This is a genomic window from Methylobacterium sp. J-001 (genome assembly GCF_022829565.1).
Classification (GTDB): Bacteria; Pseudomonadota; Alphaproteobacteria; order Rhizobiales; family Beijerinckiaceae; genus Methylobacterium.
The window spans coordinates 19,046-40,591 of record NZ_JAKSYN010000227.1 but is presented as its reverse complement, the minus strand read 5'-3'; the positions used below and the strand labels follow the sequence as shown (position 1 = coordinate 40,591).

Here is a 21,546-nt window from a genome sequence, read left to right as displayed (position 1 = left end):
TGAGATCGATGCCGCTCCTCGCCCTGCCCTTTCCGGCCATCGATCCGGTGGCGCTCGCGATTGGGCCGATCACAATTAAATGGTACGCCCTCGCCTACATCGCCGGCCTGATCGGCGGGTGGTACTACGCGCGCCGCCTCGTCATGGCCGACAGCCTGTGGGGCGTGGTCAAGCGCCCGCAGGTGGTCGACATCGATGACCTCGTCGTCTGGGTGGCGCTCGGCGTCGTGCTCGGCGGACGGATCGGCTACGTGCTGTTCTACAACCTGCCGATGTACCTCGCCGACCCGATAGAGATCCTGGCGATCCGCAACGGCGGCATGTCGTTCCATGGCGGCTTTCTGGGCGCGATCCTGGCCTTCCTGCTGTTCGCTCGCGCCAAGAAGCTGAACGGCTACACGCTGCTCGATATCGGCGCTGTGGTCGTGCCGATCGGCCTGTTCTTCGGTCGGATCGCGAATTTCGTGAATGGTGAACTCTGGGGGCGGATCGCGCCAGATTTCCCCTACGCAATCGTATTTCCGACGGGCGGGCCGCTGCCACGTCACCCGAGCCAGCTTTACGAGGCGGCCACCGAGGGCCTGCTGCTGTTCATCGTCATGGCGCTCGCCGTGCGCCGGTTCGGGTTCCGCAAGCCCGGCTTGCTCGGCGGCATTTTTGTCTTCGGCTACGCCTTGGCCCGGACGTTCTGTGAGTTCTTCCGCGAGCCGGACCGGCAGCTCGGCTTCCTGTTCGGCGACCATCTCGGGCCGATGGGCGGCGGCGTGACCATGGGCATGCTGCTCTGCGTTCCGATGATGATCGTCGGGCTCACCTACATCGTCCTGGCGGGCACGGGACGAACCCGTCCGCGCAACCCGGTCGCCGCGTCTAATCCGCAGGAGGCGGCGCGCGAGGCGCCCGCTAAGGCGTGACGCCGCTTGGAGCCGAGATTGCGGCACTGATCCGCCATGGCGGGCCGATCGGCATCGACCGCTACATGGCGCTCTGCCTCGGCCACCCGGTCCACGGTTATTACCGCACCCGCGACCCGCTTGGTGTTAAGGGCGATTTCACTACGGCCCCCGAGATCAGCCAGATGTTCGGTGAGCTGATCGGAGCCTGGGCAGGCTACATCCACGGCCAACGAGGCCAGAGGGAGCCGCTGATCCTCGTGGAACTCGGTCCCGGCCGGGGCACGCTGATGGTGGACGCCCTGCGTGCCCTGCGGATAGCGGCCCCGGGCGCGGAGATCAGGCCGCATCTTGTCGAGACCAGCCCGGTGCTGCGAGCCGTGCAGGAACGAGCCCTCGCCGGCACCGGCGCGACGTGGCACGCTGGGATCGAGACCCTGCCCGAGGGCCCGGCGATCATCCTGGCCAACGAATTCTTCGACTGCCTGCCGGTCCGCCAATTCGAGCGCCACGCCACCGGCTGGCATGAGCGGCAGGTTGGGCTTGGTCCCGAGGGTGATCTCGTGTTCGGCCTCGCCCCGGAGGCGACGCCGGGGTTGGACGCTGACGGCCCGGAGGGTGCGCTGCTCAGCGTACCGGGGGTTGGCCTGGGGCTGATGCGGCTTCTTGCGCATCGCATGCGGGAAGCCGGCGGCGCCCTGTTGGCGATCGATTACGGCCATGTCCGGCCGGGCTTCGGCGACACGCTGCAGGCCCTGTCGGGACATCGCTTCGCCGACCCGCTGGCCGCGCCAGGCGAGGCGGATCTCACGCACCACGTCGATTTCGCTGCGCTCGCGAAAGCCGCTCACACGGAGGGTGCGATCGTTCACGGGCCGGTTGCGCAGCGGGACTTCCTGCTCGCCCTCGGCCTGAACGCACGGGCCGAGCACCTGAAAACTCGCGCCACCGCGGTTCAGGCCGCGGCGATTGATTCGGCCGTCCGACGGCTTACGGACGGGAGCCGAGGCGGTATGGGAAGCCTCTTTAAGGTCCTGGCCGTCAGCGGCCGGGATCACGGGCCGCTACCCGGATTTCCCGAGGCCTGAGGCTCGGTCTCCAGGCGGCGGCTCAGGATGTCGTCAGCCGAACGAGCCGAACCCGGCGTCTGAGGCGCTCGGCGCCCGCGGCGTTGGCGGCGCAGGCGGGTTCGGGTCGGACGGGTCGAAGGGGCCGGGCTCACGCTCGACGGGATGCTCGGCCGCGCTCTGGCTCCGACGCTCCGGAACCTGGGGGGCGGTGGTCTCGATCGGGGAGTCGTTCTCGGTCCGTCGTGACATTGCGATCCTTCTCGGAAGAATCCGGAACCCGGACTCATGCTGCAATGCAGCAAGAATCTGACGGTTCCACGACATCGTCAAGGGGCACCCATTCCGTTATCGAGTGCGACATCAGGATGGCGAGGGAGCCGACCGTGACTGCAGGCATGTCAATCGAGGCGCCGGAACTCTCATCGCATGCGGGCGTGCGCCACGCCTTCTTCACCCGGATCGGTGGCGTATCGGAGGGCGTCTACGCTACGCTGAATGGCGGACTTGGATCCCAGGATCAGCCGCAGCGCGTGGCCGAGAATCGGACGCGGATGTGCGCCCAGCTTGGCCTGCCGCCGGAGCGGCTGGTCAGCCTGTATCAGGTCCATTCGGCCGATGTTGTCGTCGTTGAAGGACCCTTCGCGGCCGCGGACCGCCCGAAGGCCGATGCCATGGTGACGCGGATGCCGGGCCTCGCTCTGGGGATTGCAACCGCCGATTGCGGGCCGATCCTGTTCGCCGATCCGGAGAACGGCGTGGTTGGCGCTGCCCATGCCGGCTGGAAGGGCGCGCTCACCGGCGTGATCAACGCGACGGTGCGAGCCATGGAGACGTTGGGTGCGCGGCGGCGGCAGATCGTCGCCGTGCTCGGGCCGACCATCAGCCAGACATCCTACGAGGTCGGCTCGGATTTCGTCGCGCGCTTCCGCTTAGAGGCTCCCGGCATGGAACGTTTCCTCGGGGCCGGACTGCGCGAGGGACACGCGCAGTTCGATCTCCCGGGCTTCATCCTGGCGCGGCTTAGGGAGGCGGAGGTCGGCGAAGTCGCGACGCTCAACCTCTGCACCTACGCCGATCCGGACCGGTTCTACAGCTTCCGTCGGACAACCCACCGCGGCGAAACCGATTACGGACGCCTGATCTCGGCCATCGCGCTGACGACGTGAACCGGGCCTGATTTCCAAGCGCTGCCATTGCCGTCCAGGGGGTGCGACACTTTGTCGATCCGAGAAGCCGAAAAAAAGCGTGGCCGTAAGCGAACCTTGACCATTCGAGTGCGTTTAGACGCGTGAGGTGCCGGGGAAAAACGGCGGATTGCCATAAGGGGCCGCGATAAGCGGTCGGCGATACCGCAGAGCGCAAAGCGCCCTGGAACCGCTGGAACGTAGCCAGATCCGCTTTCCGTGTCCGTCCATAGAGGCCGGCGCGGGGCCACCCGTGAGGACCAGATGATGAAATTCCTTCTTCGCGCCACCACCGCCCTCGCGGGCGTGGCCCTTGCCGGCTCCGCTTTCGCTGCCGACCTGCCGCGCCGCGCCGCCCCGCCGCCGATCTTCACCCCCGTGCCGGTGTTCACCTGGACCGGCGCCTATTTCGGTATCAACGCCGGCTACGCCTTCGACGCCAGCAGCCGCTCCAACAACTCGACCTTCGTCATCCCGGGCGGCGTCGGCCTGACCAGCGGCCCGGCCGCCGTGGCCACCTTCCGCAACCGCAGCCAGGACGGTTTCTCGGGCGGCGCCCAGGTAGGCTACAACTATCAGTTCACCCCGGGCTCCGGCGTGGTCGTCGGCATCGAGGCCGACGCCCAGTACCTCGACTTCGGCCGCGACCGGAACAACGCCTTCGTCAGCGGCGGCGCGATCGCCCCCGGCTTGATCCTCAACGACCCGCGCGGTCTGGCCAGCCTCGACTACTTCGGTACCGTGCGTGGCCGCCTCGGCTACGCCTTCGACCGCACCCTCGTATACGGCACCGGCGGCTTCGCTTACGGCTCGGGCAGCGCCGACCGCTCGTTCGGCGGTTACGCCGGCAACGACAGCTTCCGCACCGGCTACGCCGTCGGCGGCGGCATCGAGTACGCGCTCCCGACCGACTCGTTCCTGAACTTCTTCCGCTCCTCGGCGGTGACGCTCAAGGTCGAAGGCCTGTACGTGAATCTCGACCGCGGTACTCGCAACCAGGGTGTCCTGCTCGTCAACGCCGCCAACCTCGCCCCGGCCTATGTGACCCCGATCGGCCGCCGCGACGACGAGTTCGCCGTCGTCCGCGCCGGCCTGAACTACAAGTTCGGCTCGTACTAAGACCCGGCCTCGGCGCGCCGGCCGCGCCGAGGCGATTGCAACGGATGAGAAAGCCCGGCCGAGAGGTCGGGCTTTTTCACGCCTTGGTTGCGCATCCCGGGCTTGGATGAAGTTTTCGCAACCTCCCCTGACAAAGCGTCACCGCACCCCCATCTCCTCTTCGGCCGTGCGGAGCGTTCGAGCCCGCGGGTACGACTCGAGGAGGAAAACTCCATGAATAGCGAAGAACGCGACGTCATCTCCGGCATCTTCCAGCGCCTGGAGCAGGCCCAGAGCCAGCCCCGCGACGCGGAGGCCGAGCGCTTCATCGCCGACAAGCTCCGCACGCAGCCTTACGCGCCTTACGCGATGGCGCAGCTAATCTACGTGCAGGAAGAGGCGATCAAGAGCCTCAATCAGCAGCTCGAGCAGGCGCGCAACCAAGCGGCCCCGGCCCAATCTTCCAGCGGCGGCGGCGGTTTCCTATCGAGCATCTTCGGCGGCGGCAGCCAGCGCCAGGAGCCGCAGCCTGGCTACGGCCAGCAGCAGCGCCCGACTGGCCAGCCATGGGGCGGCGGCGCCGCCCCACAAGGCTACCCTCAGCAAGGCTATCAGCAACAGCAACCAGGATACCCGCCGCAGCAGCAGGGTGGTCCGTGGGGCGGTCAACCGCAGGCGCCGGCCCGGGGCGGCGGCTTCATGGCGACCGCGCTGCCGATGGCAGCTGGTGCGGCCGGCGGCATGCTGCTCGGCAGCGCGCTCTCGAACGCTTTCGCGGGCGGGCATTCGAGCCTCGGCAGTGCCGCGGCGGCGGGCCTCGGTGGCGGTGGTGAGACGGTCGTGAACAACTACTACGGCGACGGCGGCAATCAGGATCTCGGCTCTGCCCTCGACGGCGGTGGCGGCAATGATTTCCAGGATGCCAGCTTCAGCGATCCCTCCGGTGATTTCGGCGGCGATCTCGGCGGCGGTGACGACAGCGACTGGACCTGATCGCATCGAGTCGGAGCCCGGTCGCATGCAGTTGCGGCCGGGCTTTTTGTGGTTATCGGTGTTTGCCGCACGTGTAGCGTGTGCAAGACTATGTTGCGCATCGCTATGGATCGACGAGGGAGCGACTCTCCCCACCCGTGATTGTACGTCTCAGTGGTCGGGTAGCCTCGGGATGTACAAGGCGAACGGGCTATTGCATCGCCTCCAGTCGGTGAGGTTCGAAGACCGATTACCGAACGACGCTTGCCTCATGGCTAATCTGTTACCGGAACGACACCGAGGCCGCTGGCCGCGGTGTCGGTAGTTGGCTACCGCGCAGGCGCAGTGGTGTTGGTACCCATACCGACGCCCGGGCGCGCGGTGCCAGTGCCCGGTACGGTCGCTGCGCCGGCCGTGCCTGGGGTTGAGCCCATGGTCGAACCTGTAGCGCCCTCATTCATCTTTTGACTGTCGCTCTTCACTGAGCCCGGGTTGTTCATGTTGCCGGTCGCGCTGCCGCCTCCGGCCGGCTGCTGGGCGTAGGCGGTTCCCGTCAAGGCGAGGGCGAGAACTGCGGCGATGCCGTAAATCTTCATGCGCATGTGCGTTTCCTCAATCGGCCCGTCTTCGGGCTCCTGGGGTAACGCAGCTCAGGACCGACTGTTCGGTGCGGATGGGGCGATGTTCGCGACCAACCCAATCACCGAGCCGGCGGATCTGTCCACACCCGCGTACCCGGCGTGGAGGATCGGCTCACATCCTCAAGGATCCAATTCGGCCGGGGCGATGCCGAGCCGATCGAGGCCTCTGCGATCCGTGGCGTGATCGCGCCTGTTGTGATCGGATCCGCCCAATCCGACGCGCTTTCAGTGACCTGCGCAACCGGCTCGGGCAGGTTGCGCTCGTAGCCCACGACGACGGCCGTCAGGCCAGCACCGACCAGGACGAGGGCCAACCCGTCGACGATCATGTGGCCCAGTCTCGGCATGACACCCACGCGTGTTGAGGAGCCTTGGGGCTACGATTGTAGGGTTAATGAACCGTGGCCGATCCGAAGGCTTGGCGTCGCGGCGCTAGGCGCAACGTTCCGCCTCGACGGACGCTTACCGGCCGGAACACACACGATCGGAGCTGACAGCCATGGAAGCCAGTGACCTGAAAGACCACCCGCCCTTCCGGGTGATCACCTTCCGCGACGGCCAGGAAGTCATCACGGAGGATGTCGAGACCGAGGTGGCCGCCCGAACCCGCTTCGCATCGGCGATCGATTTGTGTCAGTTGCGGGATGCGGCGCATTCACACCGCGTTGAACTTCACTCCGGCGGCGAGACGATTGAAACCTGGTCCCAATCCGGCGCGTAGCCGGCGCGGTGCCGCGGAGGATCCGTCATGCACGACCTGCTGCCGAAAGCCGCCGCGTTGGGGGCGGCACTCATCGCGCGCAACGAGACGCTTGCTGTCGCTGAATCGTCATCCGGCGGCCTCGTCTCGGCCGCGCTCCTGTCAGTCCCGGGCGCCAGCGCGTATGTCCTCGGGAGCGCCGTGGTCTACACGGCCACGGCTCGCTCTGCCCTGCTCGGCATCGACGACGGCGCAATGGCTGGCGTGCGCTCGGCCTCTGAAGGCTATGCACGGCTACTCGCCCGGACGGTGCGGGCGCGGCATGGCGCGACCTGGGGTCTTGCTGAAACCGGGGCCGCCGGCCCAATAGGCAATCGCTATGGCGATGCGGCCGGCCATACCTGCCTGGCCGTCAGCGGGCCCGTCGAGTTGTTCGCCACCCTCAAGACTGGCAGCGCGGATCGCGTCGCCAACATGCGGGCTTTCGCCGGAGGCCTGCTCGACCTGCTGGGCGACGCCCTGGCTGAGGGGCGCTGATCGGAAATCGGATCTCTATCCCGCGGAACGCGGGTCCCGACGCGACGTTCCGACCTGTCGAGCCGATGGCCCCCCAGGAGATCAACGTGCCCCAGAGACACCCGCTGCGCCTGTGGGTGGTACGCCACGGCGAGAGTTCCGGTAACGTCGCCCGCGACGCCGCGCAGGCCGCGGGCGCCGCGCGCATCGACATTCCGGAACGTGACGTCGACGTGCCGCTCAGCGCGCTCGGCCACCGGCAGGCGCGGGCGCTCGGGCACTGGTTCGCCAGCCTGCCCGATGGCGAACGTCCGGACCTCGTCCTCGCCTCGCCCTATCGGCGTGCCCTGGAGACTGCGGAGGCGATCCGCAGGACCGGCGGCCTCGCCTCCGGCTCGCCGCGGCTCTTGGTCGACGAGCGGCTGCGCGAAAAAGAGTTCGGCATCCTGGACCGGCTGACCCGGGTCGGCATTGAGCAACACCATCCCGAGCAGGCCGCGCTGCGCGGCGATCTAGGCAAGTTCTATCATCGTCCTCCGGGCGGCGAGAGCTGGTGCGACGTGATCCTGCGCCTGCGCAGCGCTCTGGACACAATCGGCCTGCACCATGATGGCCGCCGGATCCTCATCGTCGCCCACCAGGTCGTGGTGCTATGCCTGCGCTACCTGTTGGAAGAGATGACCGAGGCCCAAATCCTGGCCGTTGATGCGGAAGGCGACGTGCTGAATTGCGGCGTGACGGAATATGCCTTTTCGGCCTCGGCCGCCCCCGGCGGCGGCTTCACGCTGGTCCGCTACAACTTCGTCGCACCCCTTGAGGCGGGGGGCACACCCGTTACCTCCGAGCCTGACGCCGACGCGGCCGCGACATAAACCGGTGCGCATGGGGCGTTGGGCGAGTGGGGAATCCATGAGCACCGTCACGCCGATTACCGAGCACGTGCTGCGGAGCATGGCTCCGCCCGAGCCAGGCGGCGATAGCAAGGATGGCCGCGGCCGTGTCCTCATCGTAGCGGGGTGTACGAGCTTGCCGGGAGCCGTCCTGCTGGCGGCCCATGCAGCGTTTCGGGCCGGCGCCGGCAAGCTGCAGCTCGCGGTCTGCCGGGATCTGGCGATCCCGATCGGGATTGCCGTGCCCGAGGCCCTGGTCGTCGGCCTGTCGCAGACTGCAGATGGCGGTATCGACCAAGCCTGCGCCGACGATCTCGCGCAACGGGCTGAGCGCGTCGATGCGGTTCTGGTCGGCCCCGGCATGTCCGAGGATGCCAATGGCGCAGGCGTGACAAGCGCGCTTATCCGCGGCGCTGGCAAGGCCGGGCTGGTGCTCGACGCGGGTGCCCTTGCCGCGCTGCGCGCCGAGCCGGACCTGACGCGCCGCCTACCCAAGCCGGCGATCATCACCCCGCATGCCGGCGAGATGGCGCAGCTCTTGAGCGAGGAACGCGAAGCGATCGAGGCGGATCCGCTCGCAGCGGCACGCCGGGCGAGCGAGCATTTCGGCACCGTCACGGTCATGAAGGGTGGTTCCACGCATGTCGTTGTCCCGGACGGCCGCTCTTGGTGCTATGAAGCGGGTCACGTCGGATTGGCGACTTCGGGCTCCGGCGACACACTCGCAGGTCTCGTCGTCGGCCTTCTGGCCCGCGGCGCCGAGCCGGAAGCGGCCGCCTTGTGGAGCGTCTACGCCCACGGCGAAGCTGGCCGACGTCTCGCACGCCGCTACGGGGGCATCGGCTTCCTGGCTCGCGAAATCCCTGGCGAGATACCGTTCATCCTCGCCGAAGTTCTGATGTAGCTGTAGCCCGATGCGGCATCCGGTTGGACGTGTTCGCGGCCATTCTCCGGCATCATCCTCGCGAGCCTAGTGGAGTGAAGGCGACGGAAGAGTCCCTCATGGGCTTCCCGTCGCGGTGATGGTGTGCGAGTCCGGGGCATGCGCCCTGGGATCATCGTCGAGGTAAACGCTGCGGACCGTGCCTGGCTCGAAGCCATCATGGCGGACCGCAACAGCCCTCAGAAACACGTCTGGCGCGCTGCGATCGTGCTCGCCACGGCTGACGGGCTCGGCACGAACGCGGTCATGCGCCAGACCGGCAAGAGCAAGACCGCTGTCTGGCGCTGGCAGGAGCGCTTCGCTGAGGAAGGCGTGGACGGGCTCTTGCGCGACAAAACACGTCCCTCGCGCATCGCGCCGTTCGGACCCGAAGTGGGCGAGCGGATCGTCGCCCTGACGTTGGCCGAGCCACCGGGCGAGACGACCCAGTGGACCGGGCGGGCCATGGCGAAGGCGGCAGGCGTGAGCCTTTCTTATGTCCAGCGCGTCTGGCACTCGCACGGGCTGCAGCCGCACCGCATCCGGACCTTCAAGCTCTCCAACGATCCGGCTTTCGCCGCCAAGGTCCGCGACATCGTCGGGCTTTACGTCGACCCGCCTGCCCATGCCGTCGTGCTGTCGATCGACGAGAAAAGCCAGATCCAGGCTCTCGACCGAACGCAACCGGGACTGCCGCTGAAAAAAGGCCGGGTCGGCACCATGACGCACGACTACAAGCGCCACGGCACGACGACCCTGTTCGCCGCCCTCGACGTGCTGGATGGCAAGGTCGTCGGCCGTTGCATGCAACGCCATCGCCATCAGGAGTTCATCCGCTTCCTCAACGCCGTCGAGAAAACCGTCCCGGCCAGCAAGGCCATGCACGTGATCCTCGATAACTACGCGGCCCACAAGCACCCCAAGGTCATCGCCTGGCTGGCTCGCCACCCGCGCGTCACCTTCCACTTCACCCCAACCAGTGCGTCCTGGCTGAACGCCGTCGAGGGCTTCTTCGCTGCCCTCACCAAGCGCCGGCTCCGGCGTGGCACTTTCCTCGGCGTCGTCGATCTACAGGCAGCCATCAACCGCTACCTCGCCGAACATAACCTCGACCCGACCCCCTTCCGCTGGAAAGCCGACCCAGACACCATCATCGCGGCCGCAGCACGGGGGCATCAAACGTTGGATTCAATCCACTAGGTTGCTTCGCTGCGCTCGCAATGACGGAGAAGGCGGCTGCGTGCCTGCAACCGGAAACGGATGTGACCCCTGCGCCGCGCGCCCGCGAAACCATAAAGCGAGCCCAGAATGTCAGTCCCCGGCGCAAGCGCAGCCGGATCTTGACTCGGCCGCCACAATATCCGCCATCTCCGACCGCACGGGAGGTCGGCATGAGCATTTTCCAGGACGCCATCCTTCGGTTCGGCCGCACGATCATGTCGTATGCGGGCGATGCCGTCTTCCTTCAGGCTGCGGTCTCGGCCGCGGCCAATGTCATCGTGGCCGACGGCGACGTGGCCGAGGAGGAGATCGAGTCGGCGATCGGCGGCATCCGCGCCAACCCGATCCTTGAGAAATCCTACGACACCCTGCGGGTCGAGCAGGAGCTCTACGAGGCCATCGCCCGGGCCAAGACCCGGGCCGGCCGCCTGGAGAACCTGCGCTTGGTGGGCGCCATCGCGGAGCGGCCGATCGACCAGCGCCAGGACGTCTTCCTGATCGGCGCCGACGTCGCCGATTTCGGCGGCATCAGCGAGGTCGAGCACAAGGCGCTCGACGAGATTGGCGCGGCGCTCCACGTGGACAAGTCCGCCCTGCTGCGCTGAGGCGGGCGCAAGGTGCGCGTCTCCCTCCCCCCTCTGCGGGGGCTACCGGATTCACACATCCCTGCCTGATACCAATACGTTGAAAGAAGGGGCGGTTTTCCCCTCCCCCTTGCGGGGAGGGGTCAGGGGTGGGGGTGGTGCAGAAGGCACCGGGACGCCCCATCCTGCACCACCCCCACCTCCAACTCCTCCCCGCAAGGGGGAGGAGAGCGCCTCGCGCCTTCCGGAGACAGATCTGCGCATCCGGTAGCCCCCGCGAAGGGGGGAGGGCAGAGCACGCCTGTCCGGCCGCCCCATCCGTTGACGCTGCATAACCATCGCCGCCCCTAGCGCTCCGTCCCTGCGGCGTCGCGGCCCGCCCCTTGCCTGCCCGGACATGATAGCGAAACCGCTCGGGTATTTGGTACGCCAACACGCGTCGCGAACAGGCCGGTCCGGCGCCGGCCGGCGGAGACCGCATGGGCCTCGTCCTCTACGCTCTCAAGTTCCGGATCACGACCTACGTGCTGGCCGTGCTGATGATGCTCGGCGGCGTCGGCGCGCTCGTCGTGATGCCCAAGGACGTGCTGCCGGTCGTCGACATCCCGGTCGTCGTGGTGGTCTGGACCTATACCGGCCTGTCGACGCCGGAGATGGAACAGCGCATCACCACCTATGCCGAGTACGGCATCTCCAACAACGTCAACAACATCCGCCGCATGGAGTCGACCACGCTCCAGGGCACGGCGGTGCAGCGGATCTACTTCGATCCCGCGGTCAGCATCGATCTGGCCATCGCCCAGGTGGTGTCCTCGACCAACTCGATCCGGGCCGCGATGCCGGCCGGCACCCAGCCGCCGATCATCGTGCGCTACTCGGCCTCCTCGGTGCCGGTGATCCAGCTCGCCCTGACCTCGGCCAAGGACAGCCTCAACCAGGTCTACGACTACGCCCAGTACCGGATCCGGCAGACCCTGGCGCAGGTGCCGGGCTCGACCCTGCCGGCGCCGTTCGGCGGTGCGCCCCGGCAGATCATGGTCGATCTCGACCTGAACGCTCTCCAGGCGCTCGGCCTGACCCCGCTGGACGTCACCAACGCCATGACGGCCCAGAACCTCACGGTGCCGTCGGGGCTGGCCAAGATCGGTGAGCAGCAATACCCGATCCAGCTCAACGCCACGCCGCCCTCGATCGAGACCCTCAATCTCGCGCCGATCAAGGTCGTGGCCGGCCAGCCGGTGCTGATGCGCGACGTCGCCTATGTCCGCGACGGCGGGCCGCCGCAGATCAACGTGGTCCGGGCCGATGGCGGCCAGGCCGTGCTGATGCAGGTGATCAAGAACGGCACCGCCTCGACCCTCAGCGTCGTCAACAACGTCAAGGCGGCGATGCCGACGATCCGGGCCGCCGCCCCCGAGGGGCTGACGATCAAGCCGCTGTTCGATCAGTCGGTCTTCGTCTCGAACGCCATCGAGGGCGTGCTGCACGAGGCCGCCATCGCGGCGGCGCTCACGGGGCTCGCGATCCTGCTGTTCCTCGGCTCCTGGCGCTCGACCCTGATCGTGCTGATCTCGATCCCGCTCTGCGTGATGACCTCGCTCGCGGTGCTGGCGGCGCTCGGCGAGACCATCAACGTGATGACGCTGGGTGGCCTCGCGCTCGCCGTGGGCATCCTGGTGGACGACGCCACCGTGGCGATCGAGAACACCTATCGGCTGTTCGAGGAGGGCGAGGAGTTCCGCGAGAGCGTGGTCCACGGCGCCGCCGGCATCGCCAAGCCGGCTTTGATCTCGACCCTGTCGATCTGCGCGGCCTTCACGGCGGTGTTCGCGCTCACCGATACGCCAAAGTACCTGTTCACCCCGCAGGCGCTCGCGGTCGTGTTCGCGATGCTGACCTCCTACCTGCTGTCGCGCACCCTGGTGCCGCTCATGATCGACGTGATCGTGGCGCCGGAATACCGGCAGAAGCATGCAAAAGACCGGGACGCGCGCGATCCGCCGCGCCGGGGCCGCCTCGCCCGGGCCTTCGGCTTCGTCTCGGGGCCCCTGTTCCGCCTCGCCGGGCGCGTCCACGGGGCGTTCGAGCGCGGCTTCACCCGGTTCCACCGGGGGTATATCGGCCTGCTGCACGCGGTGCTGGGCCGCCGGCTCGCCACCCTGGGCGTCGTGGGCCTGATCCTCGGGACCACCGGATTGCTGTTCGTCTTCGTCGGCGAGGATTACTTCCCCGAGATCGAGGCGAGCCAGATGACCCTGCATCTGCGCACCCGCACGGGCATGCGCATCGAGACCACCCAGCAGGTCTTCGCCGAGGTCGAGGACACCGTCCGGGAGGTGATCCCGCCGGCCGAGATCGAGCAGATCCTCGACAATATCGGCCTGCCCTCGACCAACTACAACTTCGCCTTCTCGGACGGCTCGTTCGTCTCCTACAACGACGGCCAGATGCTGATCAGCCTCAAGGAGGGCCACGGCTCGGTGGCCGGCTACAAGAAGCGCCTGCGCGAGGTGCTGATGAAGCGCTTCCCCGACCTGATCGCCTATTTCCAGCCCGCCGACATGATCACCCAGATCCTGAATTTCGGCGTCATCACCCCGATCGACGTGCAGGTCTCCGGCCGGAACAAGGAGAAGGACCTGGAGGTCGCCCAGCGCATCGTCCAGCGGCTCAAGCACACCAAGGGCCTGGTCGACGTCCACCTGCAGCAGATCGTCAACGAGCCGCAATTCTACGTCGACGTCGACCGGCGCCTGGCCTCCGAGCAGGGGCTCACCGAGCAGCAGGTGGCGCAGAACATGAACATCTCGCTGTCGGGCAGCTATCAGGTGACGCCGAACTTCTGGCCCGACCCCAAGACCGGCATCCCCTACCAGCTCTGGGTGCAGACGCCGGAATACCGCAACGCCTCGCTGACCGACCTGCGCAACACCCCGATGTTCGTGCGCGCGGCCGCCACCGCCGGCACCGGCCCGGGGGTGCTGACCCTGCTGTCGAGCCTCGCCGAACTGCGCCGGGTGCCGACCCAGACGGTGATCAACCACGTCAACATCCAGCCGACCTTCGACATCTTCGCCTCGGTCCAGGACCGGGACCTCGGCTCGGTCGCCCGCGACATCGACGCGATCGTGCAGGAGGAGCAGAAGACCCTGCCGGCGCCCGACAAGATCACGGTGCGCGGCCAGATCGAGAACATGCGCTCGGCCTTCTTCCGCCTGGAGATCGGGCTCGGCATCGCGCTGATCGCGGTCTACCTGCTGATGGCGGTGAACTACCAGAGCTGGGGCGACCCGTTCGTGGTGATCGCGGCCCTGCCGATGGCCTTCTGCGGGATCACCTTCGCGCTGTTCATCACCGGGACCAGCTTCTCGATCCCGTCGATCTTCGGGGCGATCATGTCGGTGGGCATCGCCTCGGCGAACTCGATCCTGCTCGTCACCTTCGCCAAGGAGCACCGGGAGGCCACCGGCTGCAGCGCCCTGGAGGCGGCGATCACCGCCGGCGAGACCCGCCTGCGGCCGGTGCTGATGACCGCCTCGGCGATGTTCTTCGGGCTGATCCCGATGGCGCTTGGTACCGGCGAGGGCGGTGAGCAGAACGCTGCGCTCGCCCGTGCCGTGATGGGCGGCATTGCCTTCGCCACCCCGGCGACCCTGCTGCTGGTGCCGTTCCTCTACGTGCTGCTGCGCGGCGGGGCCGCGCAGCCGGTGCAGGATTATCTGGAGACGGAAGCGGCGGCGGCGTGAGGCGCCACGGCGTCCGCTCCGGCTCCCTCCCCTCGCGGTGAGGGGGGAGGGGAAGCCCCGCTCATCCGCTCACCCCTCCTTGAAGCCGTATTCCGGCGTGTCGTCGTCGTTGCCGTAATACTTGTACGGCAGGAACTTGCCCGACATGGTCAGCTTCACCCGGTCGCCCTTGTTGTTGGCCTCCCGGGCCATCTCCATGTTGAAGTCGATCGCCGACATGATGCCGTCGCCGAACTCTTCCTGGATCAGCTCCTTGAAGGTCGTGCCGTAGACCATCACCAGCTCGTAGAACCGGTAGATCAGCGGGTCGGTGGGCGGCATCGCCGGGATCGAGCCGCGGTACGGCGCCTCGTTGAGCATCCGCTCCTCGGCGATGCTCAGGCCGAACAGTTCGGCCGCCCGCTGCGCCTGAGCCTTGGGCAACTTCATCTGGCCCATGCAGGCCGCGGTGATCAGGAAGGGCGAGAGGCCGCCGATCGCCTCGTGGATATGGGCCCAGCTCCAGCCCTTCTCGCGTTTGATGTCGAGAAGCTTCTCGGTCAGGTCGGCGCGCTTCATGCTCGGCTCCGTGGTCATGTGTCTGGCTGGTTCGGGCGAGGCCGCGGACGGAGCGCGGCCTCGCCCCACCCCGGGCGGGGTGCGCACCCGGCCCGGGACCGACGAGGGGGATTCGGTCGGCGCCGGGTGCGGAACGCGGATCGCGGTCCCGGCTCGGCCGAAACACGCGGAAACCGCGAAGTAGCAAAGGATGCGCCAGCCAATTCTTCGCAGAAACCCAAAATTGTGAGGCGCGGGACATCGACCCTGCGAAGAGCCCCGAAGCGTGGTTTCGATGCACCGGACCGGCGGGAAGCGTGCCGCCCGGACCGGAAACGCTTGCATCCGCGGCCTATTTTCGGACCATGCACCCTGGGGTCTCGGAGGCGGATTTTGGGCGGCGACGATCAGGACGAACAGATGGCGGGCGCCTCCGCGCCGCCGGCCCCCTGGGAATTCGTGCTGCCGGAGGAGACGGCCACGGAGGATCTCGGCCTGTTCCTGTCCGAATTCCTGCTCCCCGGCGACGTCGTCGCGCTCTCGGGCGGCCTCGGCGGCGGCAAGACCACCCTGGCGCGGGCGGTGATCCGCGAGCTCGCCGGCGATCCGCGCCTGGAGGTGCCGAGCCCGACCTTCACATTGATCCAGCCCTACACGGCCCGCGACGGCCGGACGATCGTCCACGCCGACCTCTACCGCCTGCGCGATCCCGACGAACTGGTCGAGCTCGGCTTCGAGGAGATGGCCGAGGACGCCATCACCCTCGTCGAGTGGCCCGACCGGATGCCGCCCCGCGACGGCCCGGTTCTCACCATCGATCTGTCCCTGCGCGCCGAGTTCGGCGCCGAGGCGCGCCTCGCCCGGATCGACGGCACCGGCGGCATGCGCGCCCGGCTCGACCGGGCCCGGGCGGTGCGACGCCTGCTCGACCGCAGCGGCTGGGACTTGGCCGAGCGCACCCTGATGCAGGGCGACGCCTCGTCCCGCGCCTACGAGCGCTTGACCAAGCCCGACGGCACCACCGCCGTGCTGATGATCGCGCCGCCCCGGCCCGATGGCCCGGCGGTGCGCGACGGAAAACCCTACAGCGCGATCGTCCACCTGGCCGAGAGCGTCCACGCCTTCGTCGCCCTCGACCGCGGCCTGCGGGCGCTGGGCTTCTCGGCGCCGAAGATCTACGGCGAGGATCTCGCCGAGGGCCTGCTGATCCTTGAGGATCTGGGCCAGGAGCCCGTGGTCGAGGGCGGCAGCCCCAGGCCCGAGCGCTATACCGAGGCGGTGCGCCTCCTCGCCAAGCTCCACGCGACGCCGCTGCCCGCGGTGCTGCCGGTGGCGGACGGTATCGAGCATGTCCTGCCGAGCTACGATGAGGCGGCTTTGCTGTTCGAGGCGGAGCTGATGCCCGAATGGTACGTTCCGGCGATCCGGAACGTGGCGCTCTCCGAGGCGGACCGGGCCGAGTTCGTGGCCCTGTGGCGCGTGGCCCTGCAGAACGCGATCCCCGACCGCGCCACCTGGACCCTGCGCGACTACCACTCGCCGAACCTGATCTGGCTGCCCGAGCGCGACGGCCTGGAGCGGGTCGGGCTGATCGATTTCCAGGACGCCGTGATGGGCCATCCGGCCTACGACGTCGCCTCGCTGCTGCAGGATGCCAGGGTCGATACCAGCGCCGAGTTCGAGCTGCGTCTGCTCGGGCTCTACGCCCGCGAGCGCCGCAGCCGGGACCCGGCCTTCGATGTCGGCGCCTTCGCCACCGCCTACGCCCTGCTGGCCGCCCAGCGCGCCACCAAGATCCTGGGGATCTTCGCCCGGCTCGACCGGCGCGACGGCAAGCCCGGCTACCTCGCCCACCTGCCGCGGATTGAGGGCTATCTCGCCCGCAACCTGGCCCATCCGGCGCTGGCCGAGCTGCGGGCCTGGCACGCGGCGCATCTGCCGGGCTTGGTCGCCTCCGGGGAGGAGGCCTAAGTTCGCAGGGCTCCGCCCTGCACCCGCAAAAGGTCGGAGACCTTTTGAAACCATGCAATGCTTGATTCGGATCCCCGCATGCGCGAGCCCGCCCCCGCCGTCACCCGTGCGTTCGTGCTGGCCGCGGGCCTGGGCAAGCGCATGCGGCCGGTGACCGCCACGGTGCCGAAGCCCCTGGTGGAGGTGGCCGGCAAGGCGCTCCTCGACCACGCCCTCGACCGGGCCGCGGAGGCTGGGATCGAGACCGCGATCGTCAACGTCCACTACCTGCCCGACCTGATCGAGGGGCACCTCGCCCGCCGGACGAGCGGGCCCGCCATCCAGGTCTCGGACGAGCGCGCAGCCCTCCTGGAGACCGGAGGCGGCATCCGCAAGGCGCTGCCGCTCCTCGGCCACGCGCCGTTCGTGGTGCTGAACTCGGATTCGTTCTGGCTCGAAGGCCCGACTCCCAATCTCCGCCGGCTGATCGACGCCTGGGATCCGGAGCGCATGGACGCCCTACTGCTCGTCGCGCCCACCGCCACCAGCCTCGGTTACGACGGCGCGGGGGATTTCGTCATCGATGCGGATGGCCGCCTCGAGCGCCGCGGCGAGCGCACGGTCGCGCCGTTCATCTACGCGGGTGTGGCGATCCTGAACCCGAGCCTCTTCGCCGACACGCCGGACGGCGCCTTCTCGCTCAACCTGCTGTTCGACCGGGCGATCGCGACCGGCCGACTCTCGGGCATGCGCCTCGACGGCCAATGGCTCCATGTCGGTACGCCGGACGCGATCCGCGCCGCCGAGGAGCAGGTGCGGGCGAGCGCCCGGACCCCGTAGTGCCCGCGGCTGCAGGTTCGGCACAATCGGTCTTGCCAAGCCCGATCCGAGCCTCTAGAAGCCCCTTCACACCGGCGGGCCAAGACCCCGCCGCCGTGACAGGCGCCCGTAGCTCAGCTGGATAGAGCACCAGACTACGAATCTGGGGGTCAGAGGTTCGAATCCTTTCGGGCGCGCCATCTAACTTACTGCTTCGCATAAACTTTCTCCCTTGCTACTTGCTCGGCCGGATCGACAGTTTGCAGTTGGTTTGCAAACTTTGTTCGCGGTGAGTTCTCGAAATTGTGGATCGCTTGCTCCGCCAGACCGCGGGTGCGCGCGAGGTAGCGCTCTAGGATCGCGTGTACGGTCTTGAGCGAGTGCCCCGTGATGGTGGCGATCTGCTGCGGCGTGCAGCCAGCCTCAGACAGCAACGTCACCGCCGTCCCGCGTAGGTCGTGGAAGTGAAGCTTCACCGGCTCGTCGAGGCTGGGAAGGCTCACCTTGTCGAGACCGGCGCGCTTGGACGCCTTCTCCCAGGTTTCCGCGAAATACCGTTTCTGGAACGGCTGGTCGGTCTTGGTCGTGAGGACCAGAGGCGACGTGCGCTCCATCCCGTTGAGCAGCCGCTTCAGCGCTGACGTGCACGGGATCGTCAGCAGTGGCCCCGGCTTTCCGTTGCGGCGGCTCTTGCCCTGCCGGAGGCGGATGACATCGCCGTCGTAGGCGATCCATTTTAGGCTCAGCAGATCCGCCTGGCGCTGCCCGGTATGGAGCGCCAGGATTAGCGCCTGCTGCAACTCAATCGGCGCCACCGCCATAAACGCCGCAACATGCTCGGGGAGCCAGACGATCTCCGAACGATCGGCGTGGTAGAGGCGCTTGAACCCCTTCAGATGATTCGTCGGCAACCGACTGCCGTCGACCGCCCAGGTGAGCATGGCCGAGATCGCGGAAAGGCGATTGTCCGCCTCCCGATCGCCCGACGCCTTCGCCACCTTCTGACGCCAGTCGAGGAAGTCGCGTCGGACGCGAGGATCCTCCAAGGCAGCAAGCGGCATGTCGCCGAATTCGGGCTCCGCCTTGGTCAGCATGCGCTTGTACTCGCGCTGCGTGGCTGCCCCTAGCCGCTCCGTAAATTCCGGTGAGGTCGTGTAGGCGCGGATGAACGCACCGAACGTCTCGCCGCTGTGTCGAGCCTTCAGCGTCTCCTGCGCCCGCGCGTAGGAGGTCATGAATTCGGGCGATCCGGGCTCGCCCTCCAAGGGGAGGCCTGTAGCCCGATGATAGCGGTAGACAGCCCGCGATCCGTCGGCGAGCAGCTTGCGGACCGTGTTGATGCCCTTGAGCTTAACGCGCGTCACGGCTGGCCCTCCATGCGTCGAGTTTTGACGCCGGCTCCGGCCGCACGTCCTCGCCGGAGTAGAGCACGATCTTGCCGCCCTCGATTTCGACACGCCCAACCTTCAGGCCGGCGGCCTGAGCGCCTTTCACGGCGCGGGCGATAGCCGCCTGAGTGATGATCTGCCGCCGGGGCATGTTAGGCCGACGCCTCCTCAGCGGAAGGAAAGAGGCGGCTGCAAATTGCAGCGAAGCGGATCGAGATGACGATCGGGCCAGTCTGCTCAACCAACGGATGAGGTTGAGCATCCCGGTCAAAACCACCAGCTTGGATGGCTCCCTCCGTGTCTGTGTAGAGCAGAAGTCGCCAGTCGGTTTGCCCAGCCCGGAACTGCTCAAGGACGAAGGGTAGGCCACGACGATAGGCTCTTCCGACCGGGTATTCAGTCAGCGGAGCATTGTTGAGCAGACGCTTCACGACCTCGAAATGCGCGACGTTCATTCCGAGCCGCCCAAGGATGTTGAACAGGCGCGCTGTGACCAGATGCTCGTCCTCAAAGATCTGCGCAGCCGTCGGTCCGGTCCCACGCAAGGTGAGATCGCCGAAGAGACCGGCTTGAGCCCAGTTGCGGATCTGCCGCGCGATCGTGCCGGCCGGCACGCCGTCACTGCTGCCGGCAATTCGCTCCGCCATCTCGGCTACCGTCATGCTCATCGTCGTGCCTCTACAAGCGCAGTAGAGTTCTACAGTGGTCTACAGCGGATGTAAAGCGTGGTCATGCTGCGATCGTCGGGAGCCGCATGGCGCCGCGGAACGATTGGCGACAGGGTTTAGGTCAGAGATACCGGAATGCTGCATGGGTGTGTGTGGCGATGAGGTGGCCAATTGGTCACACTCGCGTTCCGCTGCTGAAACTCACCCATATGTTATTTTTCAGCCTTGTCGTTTTGCATAGTCAGTCTTCGCAGACGGCTTTGACCGTAATTTTTGCATTGCTGTGATCGATAGATTGTTTTTGATGGTCACAATGGTCATTTTGAGCCTGATTTGTCTCATTGCGGGCACGGCTATATCGGGCCTCGCCCCGAACCGACCCGCTCAGCAGGCGCTCTTGGAGACAGCGGGCGGCAGCTTGATCGTACTCGGCCTCGGCATCGTTGGCGTATGCCTGCCATTGTTCTGATGAGGGCTGTCGCGCGCATGGGATGCGCGAGCGGCGTTCGTGAGAACCAATCTGTTGGCTAGTTGGGTACGTTTCCAACGATTGATCGTCATGACCGGCAGGGGCTAACCGTTGGCTGTCGGGTCTCCTCTCGGCAGCTCACGCCCGCGGTGATCGCGCTTCTTCCCGATGGGCGATAGGTCAGCGGGCGTGGGCTTTTGGAGATCCTATGGCAGTTCTCCGTCGCCCCGATGATGGACTGGACGGACCGGCACTGCCGGGATCAGACTCGTCGCTGTTTCGCCGCTTCCTCGACCGCCCATGCCGGAAGTGAACCGGCAGCGTTGTGTACGGCCTCATCACGTTCCCTATGGTCCGGCTCGTCGCCAAAACCTGCAAAGCCGATTGGAAGCGGCGTGCCGGTGAAGGCGAGTACGGCTCGTGTTAGGCCAGCCGCGGCTATGACGGTGGGATCATCTCGGTCGTCGGCTTCGGACAGGATCGCGGCAGCAAGAGCTGTGAGCGCAAGCCCCTCGATCGTGTTGGGCGGCGGCAGAGCAGTCACCTCTTTCGCGATCGCCCAGCAGCGTTGTTGAACCAAATCCGCCGCCTTCTCGTCGATGCTACCATTCCTAGCTCGGATGCCGATAGGTCGACTGGCTCGGTCCTCCGCATAGGCTATCAGTAGTCGGGTGCGGTATTCAGTCCGTTCGAGTGCTGCGGTTGCAGGCACGGATGCCAGTGGGGCCGCGAGGATGGCGCCGAGGGCGGCGCGCCGGGTGGAGGCGCTCATCGACGCCTCCCGATGAAAACCTCGTCCACGCCACGCCCAGACCAAGCTGGGCTGGCGTATCCGAGCTCAGCTTCATCGAGCTCGCGATCATCGCCGCCCAGGTTCGGCTGGCCAACCATCACGCCGCATAAGCTCGGCTCATCATCGTCGCCAACGGCACGGCCTTGAGCCCAGACGCCCTCCGGCATCTCGCCAACGTCTTGCTCAACGTCAGCGTCGCCATCGAGCGCATCTAATAAGGCCAGGTCCACCTCGATCCGATCGGCGATCCGGCGGCGCAGCTCACGGACGCGCTGGCGGTCGGCATTGGCGAAGAAGCTTGCCATGCCGATCTGGATGTCGGCGATGGCTTGGTCGGCCGGGTCGGTCTCACGGCAGGCCTTAATGGCCTGGGAGACGGGGCCCAGCTGCCGGCCGAGCCCCTGGCCTAATAAGAGCCGCGGGTTGCCGGACTGGGGTAATAAGGGCGTGCGTGTGCTATGGGCGTGAGTAGCCATTGACGGAGA

At 67.2% G+C, this 21,546-nt stretch carries 23 protein-coding genes and 1 tRNA gene; 15 read left to right on the top strand and 9 right to left on the bottom strand.

Going from position 1 to position 21,546, the window contains the following annotated elements; translation table 11 throughout:
- Nucleotides 1–8 precede the first annotated feature (8 nt).
- Together lgt and MKK65_RS29750 are read left to right on the top strand one after the other, a co-directional pair.
- Nucleotides 9–914, top strand: a complete 906-nt coding sequence (gene lgt, locus MKK65_RS29755; protein ID WP_058194729.1) for a prolipoprotein diacylglyceryl transferase — start codon at nucleotides 9–11, stop codon at nucleotides 912–914.
- Nucleotides 911–1,981: a class I SAM-dependent methyltransferase gene (locus MKK65_RS29750; RefSeq protein WP_243961802.1), complete on the top strand. Its 1,071-nt coding sequence runs from the start codon at nucleotides 911–913 to the stop codon at nucleotides 1,979–1,981. The genes lgt and MKK65_RS29750 overlap by 4 nt, the downstream gene beginning before the upstream one ends.
- A gap of 33 nt (nucleotides 1,982–2,014) precedes the next feature.
- Here the strand turns inward: MKK65_RS29750 and MKK65_RS29745 are convergent, their stop codons facing one another.
- Nucleotides 2,015–2,212 (bottom strand): hypothetical protein, encoded by a 198-nt coding sequence (locus MKK65_RS29745; RefSeq protein WP_058194731.1) that lies wholly within the window; start codon nucleotides 2,210–2,212, stop codon nucleotides 2,015–2,017.
- Nucleotides 2,213–2,358: 146 nt separating this feature from the next.
- On the opposite strand from MKK65_RS29745, the gene pgeF reads away from it, so the two are divergent.
- The 3 genes from pgeF (at nucleotide 2,359) to MKK65_RS29730 (ending at nucleotide 5,238) form a co-directional block, all read left to right on the top strand.
- Nucleotides 2,359–3,129, top strand: coding sequence for a peptidoglycan editing factor PgeF (gene pgeF / locus MKK65_RS29740; protein WP_243962049.1), 771 nt, complete (start codon nucleotides 2,359–2,361; stop codon nucleotides 3,127–3,129).
- Between the two features lie 285 nt (nucleotides 3,130–3,414).
- The gene (locus tag MKK65_RS29735; RefSeq protein WP_409565524.1) at nucleotides 3,415–4,266 is read left to right on the top strand and encodes an outer membrane protein; all 852 of its coding nucleotides are present in this window, start codon (nucleotides 3,415–3,417) and stop codon (nucleotides 4,264–4,266) included.
- A 213-nt stretch (nucleotides 4,267–4,479) separates the two neighbouring features.
- Nucleotides 4,480–5,238 (top strand): DUF2076 domain-containing protein, encoded by a 759-nt coding sequence (locus MKK65_RS29730; RefSeq protein WP_243961800.1) that lies wholly within the window; start codon nucleotides 4,480–4,482, stop codon nucleotides 5,236–5,238.
- Nucleotides 5,239–5,546: 308 nt separating this feature from the next.
- Here MKK65_RS29730 and MKK65_RS29725 read toward each other — a convergent pair whose 3' ends face one another.
- Together MKK65_RS29725 and MKK65_RS29720 are read right to left on the bottom strand one after the other, a co-directional pair.
- Nucleotides 5,547–5,819 carry a hypothetical protein gene (locus MKK65_RS29725; protein WP_243961798.1) on the bottom strand — a complete coding sequence of 91 codons (273 nt, stop codon included), beginning with the start codon at nucleotides 5,817–5,819 and terminating at the stop codon, nucleotides 5,547–5,549.
- Between the two features lie 98 nt (nucleotides 5,820–5,917).
- Nucleotides 5,918–6,187: a hypothetical protein gene (locus MKK65_RS29720; RefSeq protein WP_243961797.1), complete on the bottom strand. Its 270-nt coding sequence runs from the start codon at nucleotides 6,185–6,187 to the stop codon at nucleotides 5,918–5,920.
- Nucleotides 6,188–6,357: 170 nt separating this feature from the next.
- On the opposite strand from MKK65_RS29720, the gene MKK65_RS29715 reads away from it, so the two are divergent.
- The 7 genes from MKK65_RS29715 (at nucleotide 6,358) to MKK65_RS29685 (ending at nucleotide 14,437) form a co-directional block, all read left to right on the top strand.
- The gene (locus MKK65_RS29715) at nucleotides 6,358–6,579 is read left to right on the top strand and encodes a hypothetical protein (RefSeq protein ID WP_243961796.1); all 222 of its coding nucleotides are present in this window, start codon (nucleotides 6,358–6,360) and stop codon (nucleotides 6,577–6,579) included.
- Nucleotides 6,580–6,606: 27 nt separating this feature from the next.
- Nucleotides 6,607–7,095 (top strand): CinA family protein, encoded by a 489-nt coding sequence (locus tag MKK65_RS29710; RefSeq protein ID WP_243961794.1) that lies wholly within the window; start codon nucleotides 6,607–6,609, stop codon nucleotides 7,093–7,095.
- An 86-nt stretch (nucleotides 7,096–7,181) separates the two neighbouring features.
- Nucleotides 7,182–7,946, top strand: coding sequence for a histidine phosphatase family protein (locus MKK65_RS29705; protein WP_243961793.1), 765 nt, complete (start codon nucleotides 7,182–7,184; stop codon nucleotides 7,944–7,946).
- A gap of 10 nt (nucleotides 7,947–7,956) precedes the next feature.
- Nucleotides 7,957–8,868 carry an NAD(P)H-hydrate dehydratase gene (locus tag MKK65_RS29700; RefSeq protein ID WP_313902074.1) on the top strand — a complete coding sequence of 304 codons (912 nt, stop codon included), beginning with the start codon at nucleotides 7,957–7,959 and terminating at the stop codon, nucleotides 8,866–8,868.
- Between the two features lie 138 nt (nucleotides 8,869–9,006).
- Entirely contained in the window at nucleotides 9,007–10,086 is a 1,080-nt protein-coding gene (locus MKK65_RS29695) for an IS630 family transposase (protein ID WP_243961788.1), read from the top strand.
- Between the two features lie 191 nt (nucleotides 10,087–10,277).
- Nucleotides 10,278–10,712 carry a tellurite resistance TerB family protein gene (locus MKK65_RS29690; protein WP_058195018.1) on the top strand — a complete coding sequence of 145 codons (435 nt, stop codon included), beginning with the start codon at nucleotides 10,278–10,280 and terminating at the stop codon, nucleotides 10,710–10,712.
- A 458-nt stretch (nucleotides 10,713–11,170) separates the two neighbouring features.
- Nucleotides 11,171–14,437 carry an efflux RND transporter permease subunit gene (locus tag MKK65_RS29685; RefSeq protein WP_243961787.1) on the top strand — a complete coding sequence of 1,089 codons (3,267 nt, stop codon included), beginning with the start codon at nucleotides 11,171–11,173 and terminating at the stop codon, nucleotides 14,435–14,437.
- Nucleotides 14,438–14,506: 69 nt separating this feature from the next.
- Here the strand turns inward: MKK65_RS29685 and cynS are convergent, their stop codons facing one another.
- Nucleotides 14,507–14,995, bottom strand: coding sequence for a cyanase (gene cynS, locus MKK65_RS29680; protein WP_058195089.1), 489 nt, complete (start codon nucleotides 14,993–14,995; stop codon nucleotides 14,507–14,509).
- A 399-nt stretch (nucleotides 14,996–15,394) separates the two neighbouring features.
- Here cynS and tsaE point away from each other — a divergent pair, with 399 nt between their 5' ends.
- The 3 genes from tsaE to MKK65_RS29665 all read left to right on the top strand — a co-directional run bounded on the left by tsaE (nucleotide 15,395) and on the right by MKK65_RS29665 (nucleotide 17,943).
- Nucleotides 15,395–16,945 (top strand): tRNA (adenosine(37)-N6)-threonylcarbamoyltransferase complex ATPase subunit type 1 TsaE, encoded by a 1,551-nt coding sequence (gene tsaE, locus MKK65_RS29675; RefSeq protein WP_243961785.1) that lies wholly within the window; start codon nucleotides 15,395–15,397, stop codon nucleotides 16,943–16,945.
- Nucleotides 16,946–17,023: 78 nt separating this feature from the next.
- Nucleotides 17,024–17,764, top strand: coding sequence for a nucleotidyltransferase family protein (locus MKK65_RS29670; RefSeq protein WP_243961783.1), 741 nt, complete (start codon nucleotides 17,024–17,026; stop codon nucleotides 17,762–17,764).
- Between the two features lie 102 nt (nucleotides 17,765–17,866).
- Nucleotides 17,867–17,943 (top strand) — tRNA-Arg (locus MKK65_RS29665).
- A gap of 6 nt (nucleotides 17,944–17,949) precedes the next feature.
- Here MKK65_RS29665 and MKK65_RS29660 read toward each other — a convergent pair.
- The 5 genes from MKK65_RS29660 to MKK65_RS29640 all read right to left on the bottom strand — a co-directional run bounded on the left by MKK65_RS29660 (nucleotide 17,950) and on the right by MKK65_RS29640 (nucleotide 21,537).
- Complete coding sequence (locus MKK65_RS29660) at nucleotides 17,950–19,107, bottom strand: tyrosine-type recombinase/integrase (protein WP_243961781.1); 1,158 nt, start codon at nucleotides 19,105–19,107, stop codon at nucleotides 17,950–17,952.
- On the bottom strand, nucleotides 19,094–19,282 hold the full coding sequence (locus MKK65_RS29655; protein WP_243961780.1) for a hypothetical protein: 189 nt from the start codon (nucleotides 19,280–19,282) through the stop codon (nucleotides 19,094–19,096). Before MKK65_RS29655 ends, MKK65_RS29660 begins: the two co-directional genes overlap by 14 nt.
- A gap of 1 nt (nucleotide 19,283) precedes the next feature.
- Nucleotides 19,284–19,799 carry a hypothetical protein gene (locus MKK65_RS29650; protein WP_243961778.1) on the bottom strand — a complete coding sequence of 172 codons (516 nt, stop codon included), beginning with the start codon at nucleotides 19,797–19,799 and terminating at the stop codon, nucleotides 19,284–19,286.
- A 731-nt stretch (nucleotides 19,800–20,530) separates the two neighbouring features.
- The gene (locus MKK65_RS29645; RefSeq protein ID WP_243961777.1) at nucleotides 20,531–21,040 is read right to left on the bottom strand and encodes a hypothetical protein; all 510 of its coding nucleotides are present in this window, start codon (nucleotides 21,038–21,040) and stop codon (nucleotides 20,531–20,533) included.
- A complete protein-coding gene (locus MKK65_RS29640; RefSeq protein WP_243961776.1) occupies nucleotides 21,037–21,537 on the bottom strand; it encodes a hypothetical protein in 501 nt (166 codons plus the stop codon). Before MKK65_RS29640 ends, MKK65_RS29645 begins: the two co-directional genes overlap by 4 nt.
- Between the last annotated feature and the right edge of the window lie 9 nt (nucleotides 21,538–21,546).

What these genes read in the sequence shown, in the direction of transcription:
- cynS (WP_058195089.1), bottom strand. Translation starts at nt 14,995, where the DNA reads ATGAAGCGCGCCGACCTGACCGAGAAGCTTCTCGACATCAAACGCGAG.
- MKK65_RS29735 (WP_409565524.1), top strand. Translation starts at nt 3,415, where the DNA reads ATGAAATTCCTTCTTCGCGCCACCACCGCCCTCGCGGGCGTGGCCCTT.
- MKK65_RS29730 (WP_243961800.1), top strand. Translation starts at nt 4,480, where the DNA reads ATGAATAGCGAAGAACGCGACGTCATCTCCGGCATCTTCCAGCGCCTG.
- tsaE (WP_243961785.1), top strand. Translation starts at nt 15,395, where the DNA reads ATGGCGGGCGCCTCCGCGCCGCCGGCCCCCTGGGAATTCGTGCTGCCG.
- MKK65_RS29700 (WP_313902074.1), top strand. Translation starts at nt 7,957, where the DNA reads ATGGGGCGTTGGGCGAGTGGGGAATCCATGAGCACCGTCACGCCGATT.
- MKK65_RS29670 (WP_243961783.1), top strand. Translation starts at nt 17,024, where the DNA reads ATGCGCGAGCCCGCCCCCGCCGTCACCCGTGCGTTCGTGCTGGCCGCG.
- MKK65_RS29695 (WP_243961788.1), top strand. Translation starts at nt 9,007, where the DNA reads ATGCGCCCTGGGATCATCGTCGAGGTAAACGCTGCGGACCGTGCCTGG.
- pgeF (WP_243962049.1), top strand. Translation starts at nt 2,359, where the DNA reads ATGTCAATCGAGGCGCCGGAACTCTCATCGCATGCGGGCGTGCGCCAC.
- MKK65_RS29650 (WP_243961778.1), bottom strand. Translation starts at nt 19,799, where the DNA reads ATGAGCATGACGGTAGCCGAGATGGCGGAGCGAATTGCCGGCAGCAGT.
- MKK65_RS29725 (WP_243961798.1), bottom strand. Translation starts at nt 5,819, where the DNA reads ATGCGCATGAAGATTTACGGCATCGCCGCAGTTCTCGCCCTCGCCTTG.
- MKK65_RS29745 (WP_058194731.1), bottom strand. Translation starts at nt 2,212, where the DNA reads ATGTCACGACGGACCGAGAACGACTCCCCGATCGAGACCACCGCCCCC.
- MKK65_RS29710 (WP_243961794.1), top strand. Translation starts at nt 6,607, where the DNA reads ATGCACGACCTGCTGCCGAAAGCCGCCGCGTTGGGGGCGGCACTCATC.
- MKK65_RS29685 (WP_243961787.1), top strand. Translation starts at nt 11,171, where the DNA reads ATGGGCCTCGTCCTCTACGCTCTCAAGTTCCGGATCACGACCTACGTG.
- MKK65_RS29640 (WP_243961776.1), bottom strand. Translation starts at nt 21,537, where the DNA reads ATGGCTACTCACGCCCATAGCACACGCACGCCCTTATTACCCCAGTCC.
- MKK65_RS29645 (WP_243961777.1), bottom strand. Translation starts at nt 21,040, where the DNA reads ATGAGCGCCTCCACCCGGCGCGCCGCCCTCGGCGCCATCCTCGCGGCC.
- MKK65_RS29715 (WP_243961796.1), top strand. Translation starts at nt 6,358, where the DNA reads ATGGAAGCCAGTGACCTGAAAGACCACCCGCCCTTCCGGGTGATCACC.
- MKK65_RS29655 (WP_243961780.1), bottom strand. Translation starts at nt 19,282, where the DNA reads ATGCCCCGGCGGCAGATCATCACTCAGGCGGCTATCGCCCGCGCCGTG.
- lgt (WP_058194729.1), top strand. Translation starts at nt 9, where the DNA reads ATGCCGCTCCTCGCCCTGCCCTTTCCGGCCATCGATCCGGTGGCGCTC.
- MKK65_RS29690 (WP_058195018.1), top strand. Translation starts at nt 10,278, where the DNA reads ATGAGCATTTTCCAGGACGCCATCCTTCGGTTCGGCCGCACGATCATG.
- MKK65_RS29720 (WP_243961797.1), bottom strand. Translation starts at nt 6,187, where the DNA reads ATGATCGTCGACGGGTTGGCCCTCGTCCTGGTCGGTGCTGGCCTGACG.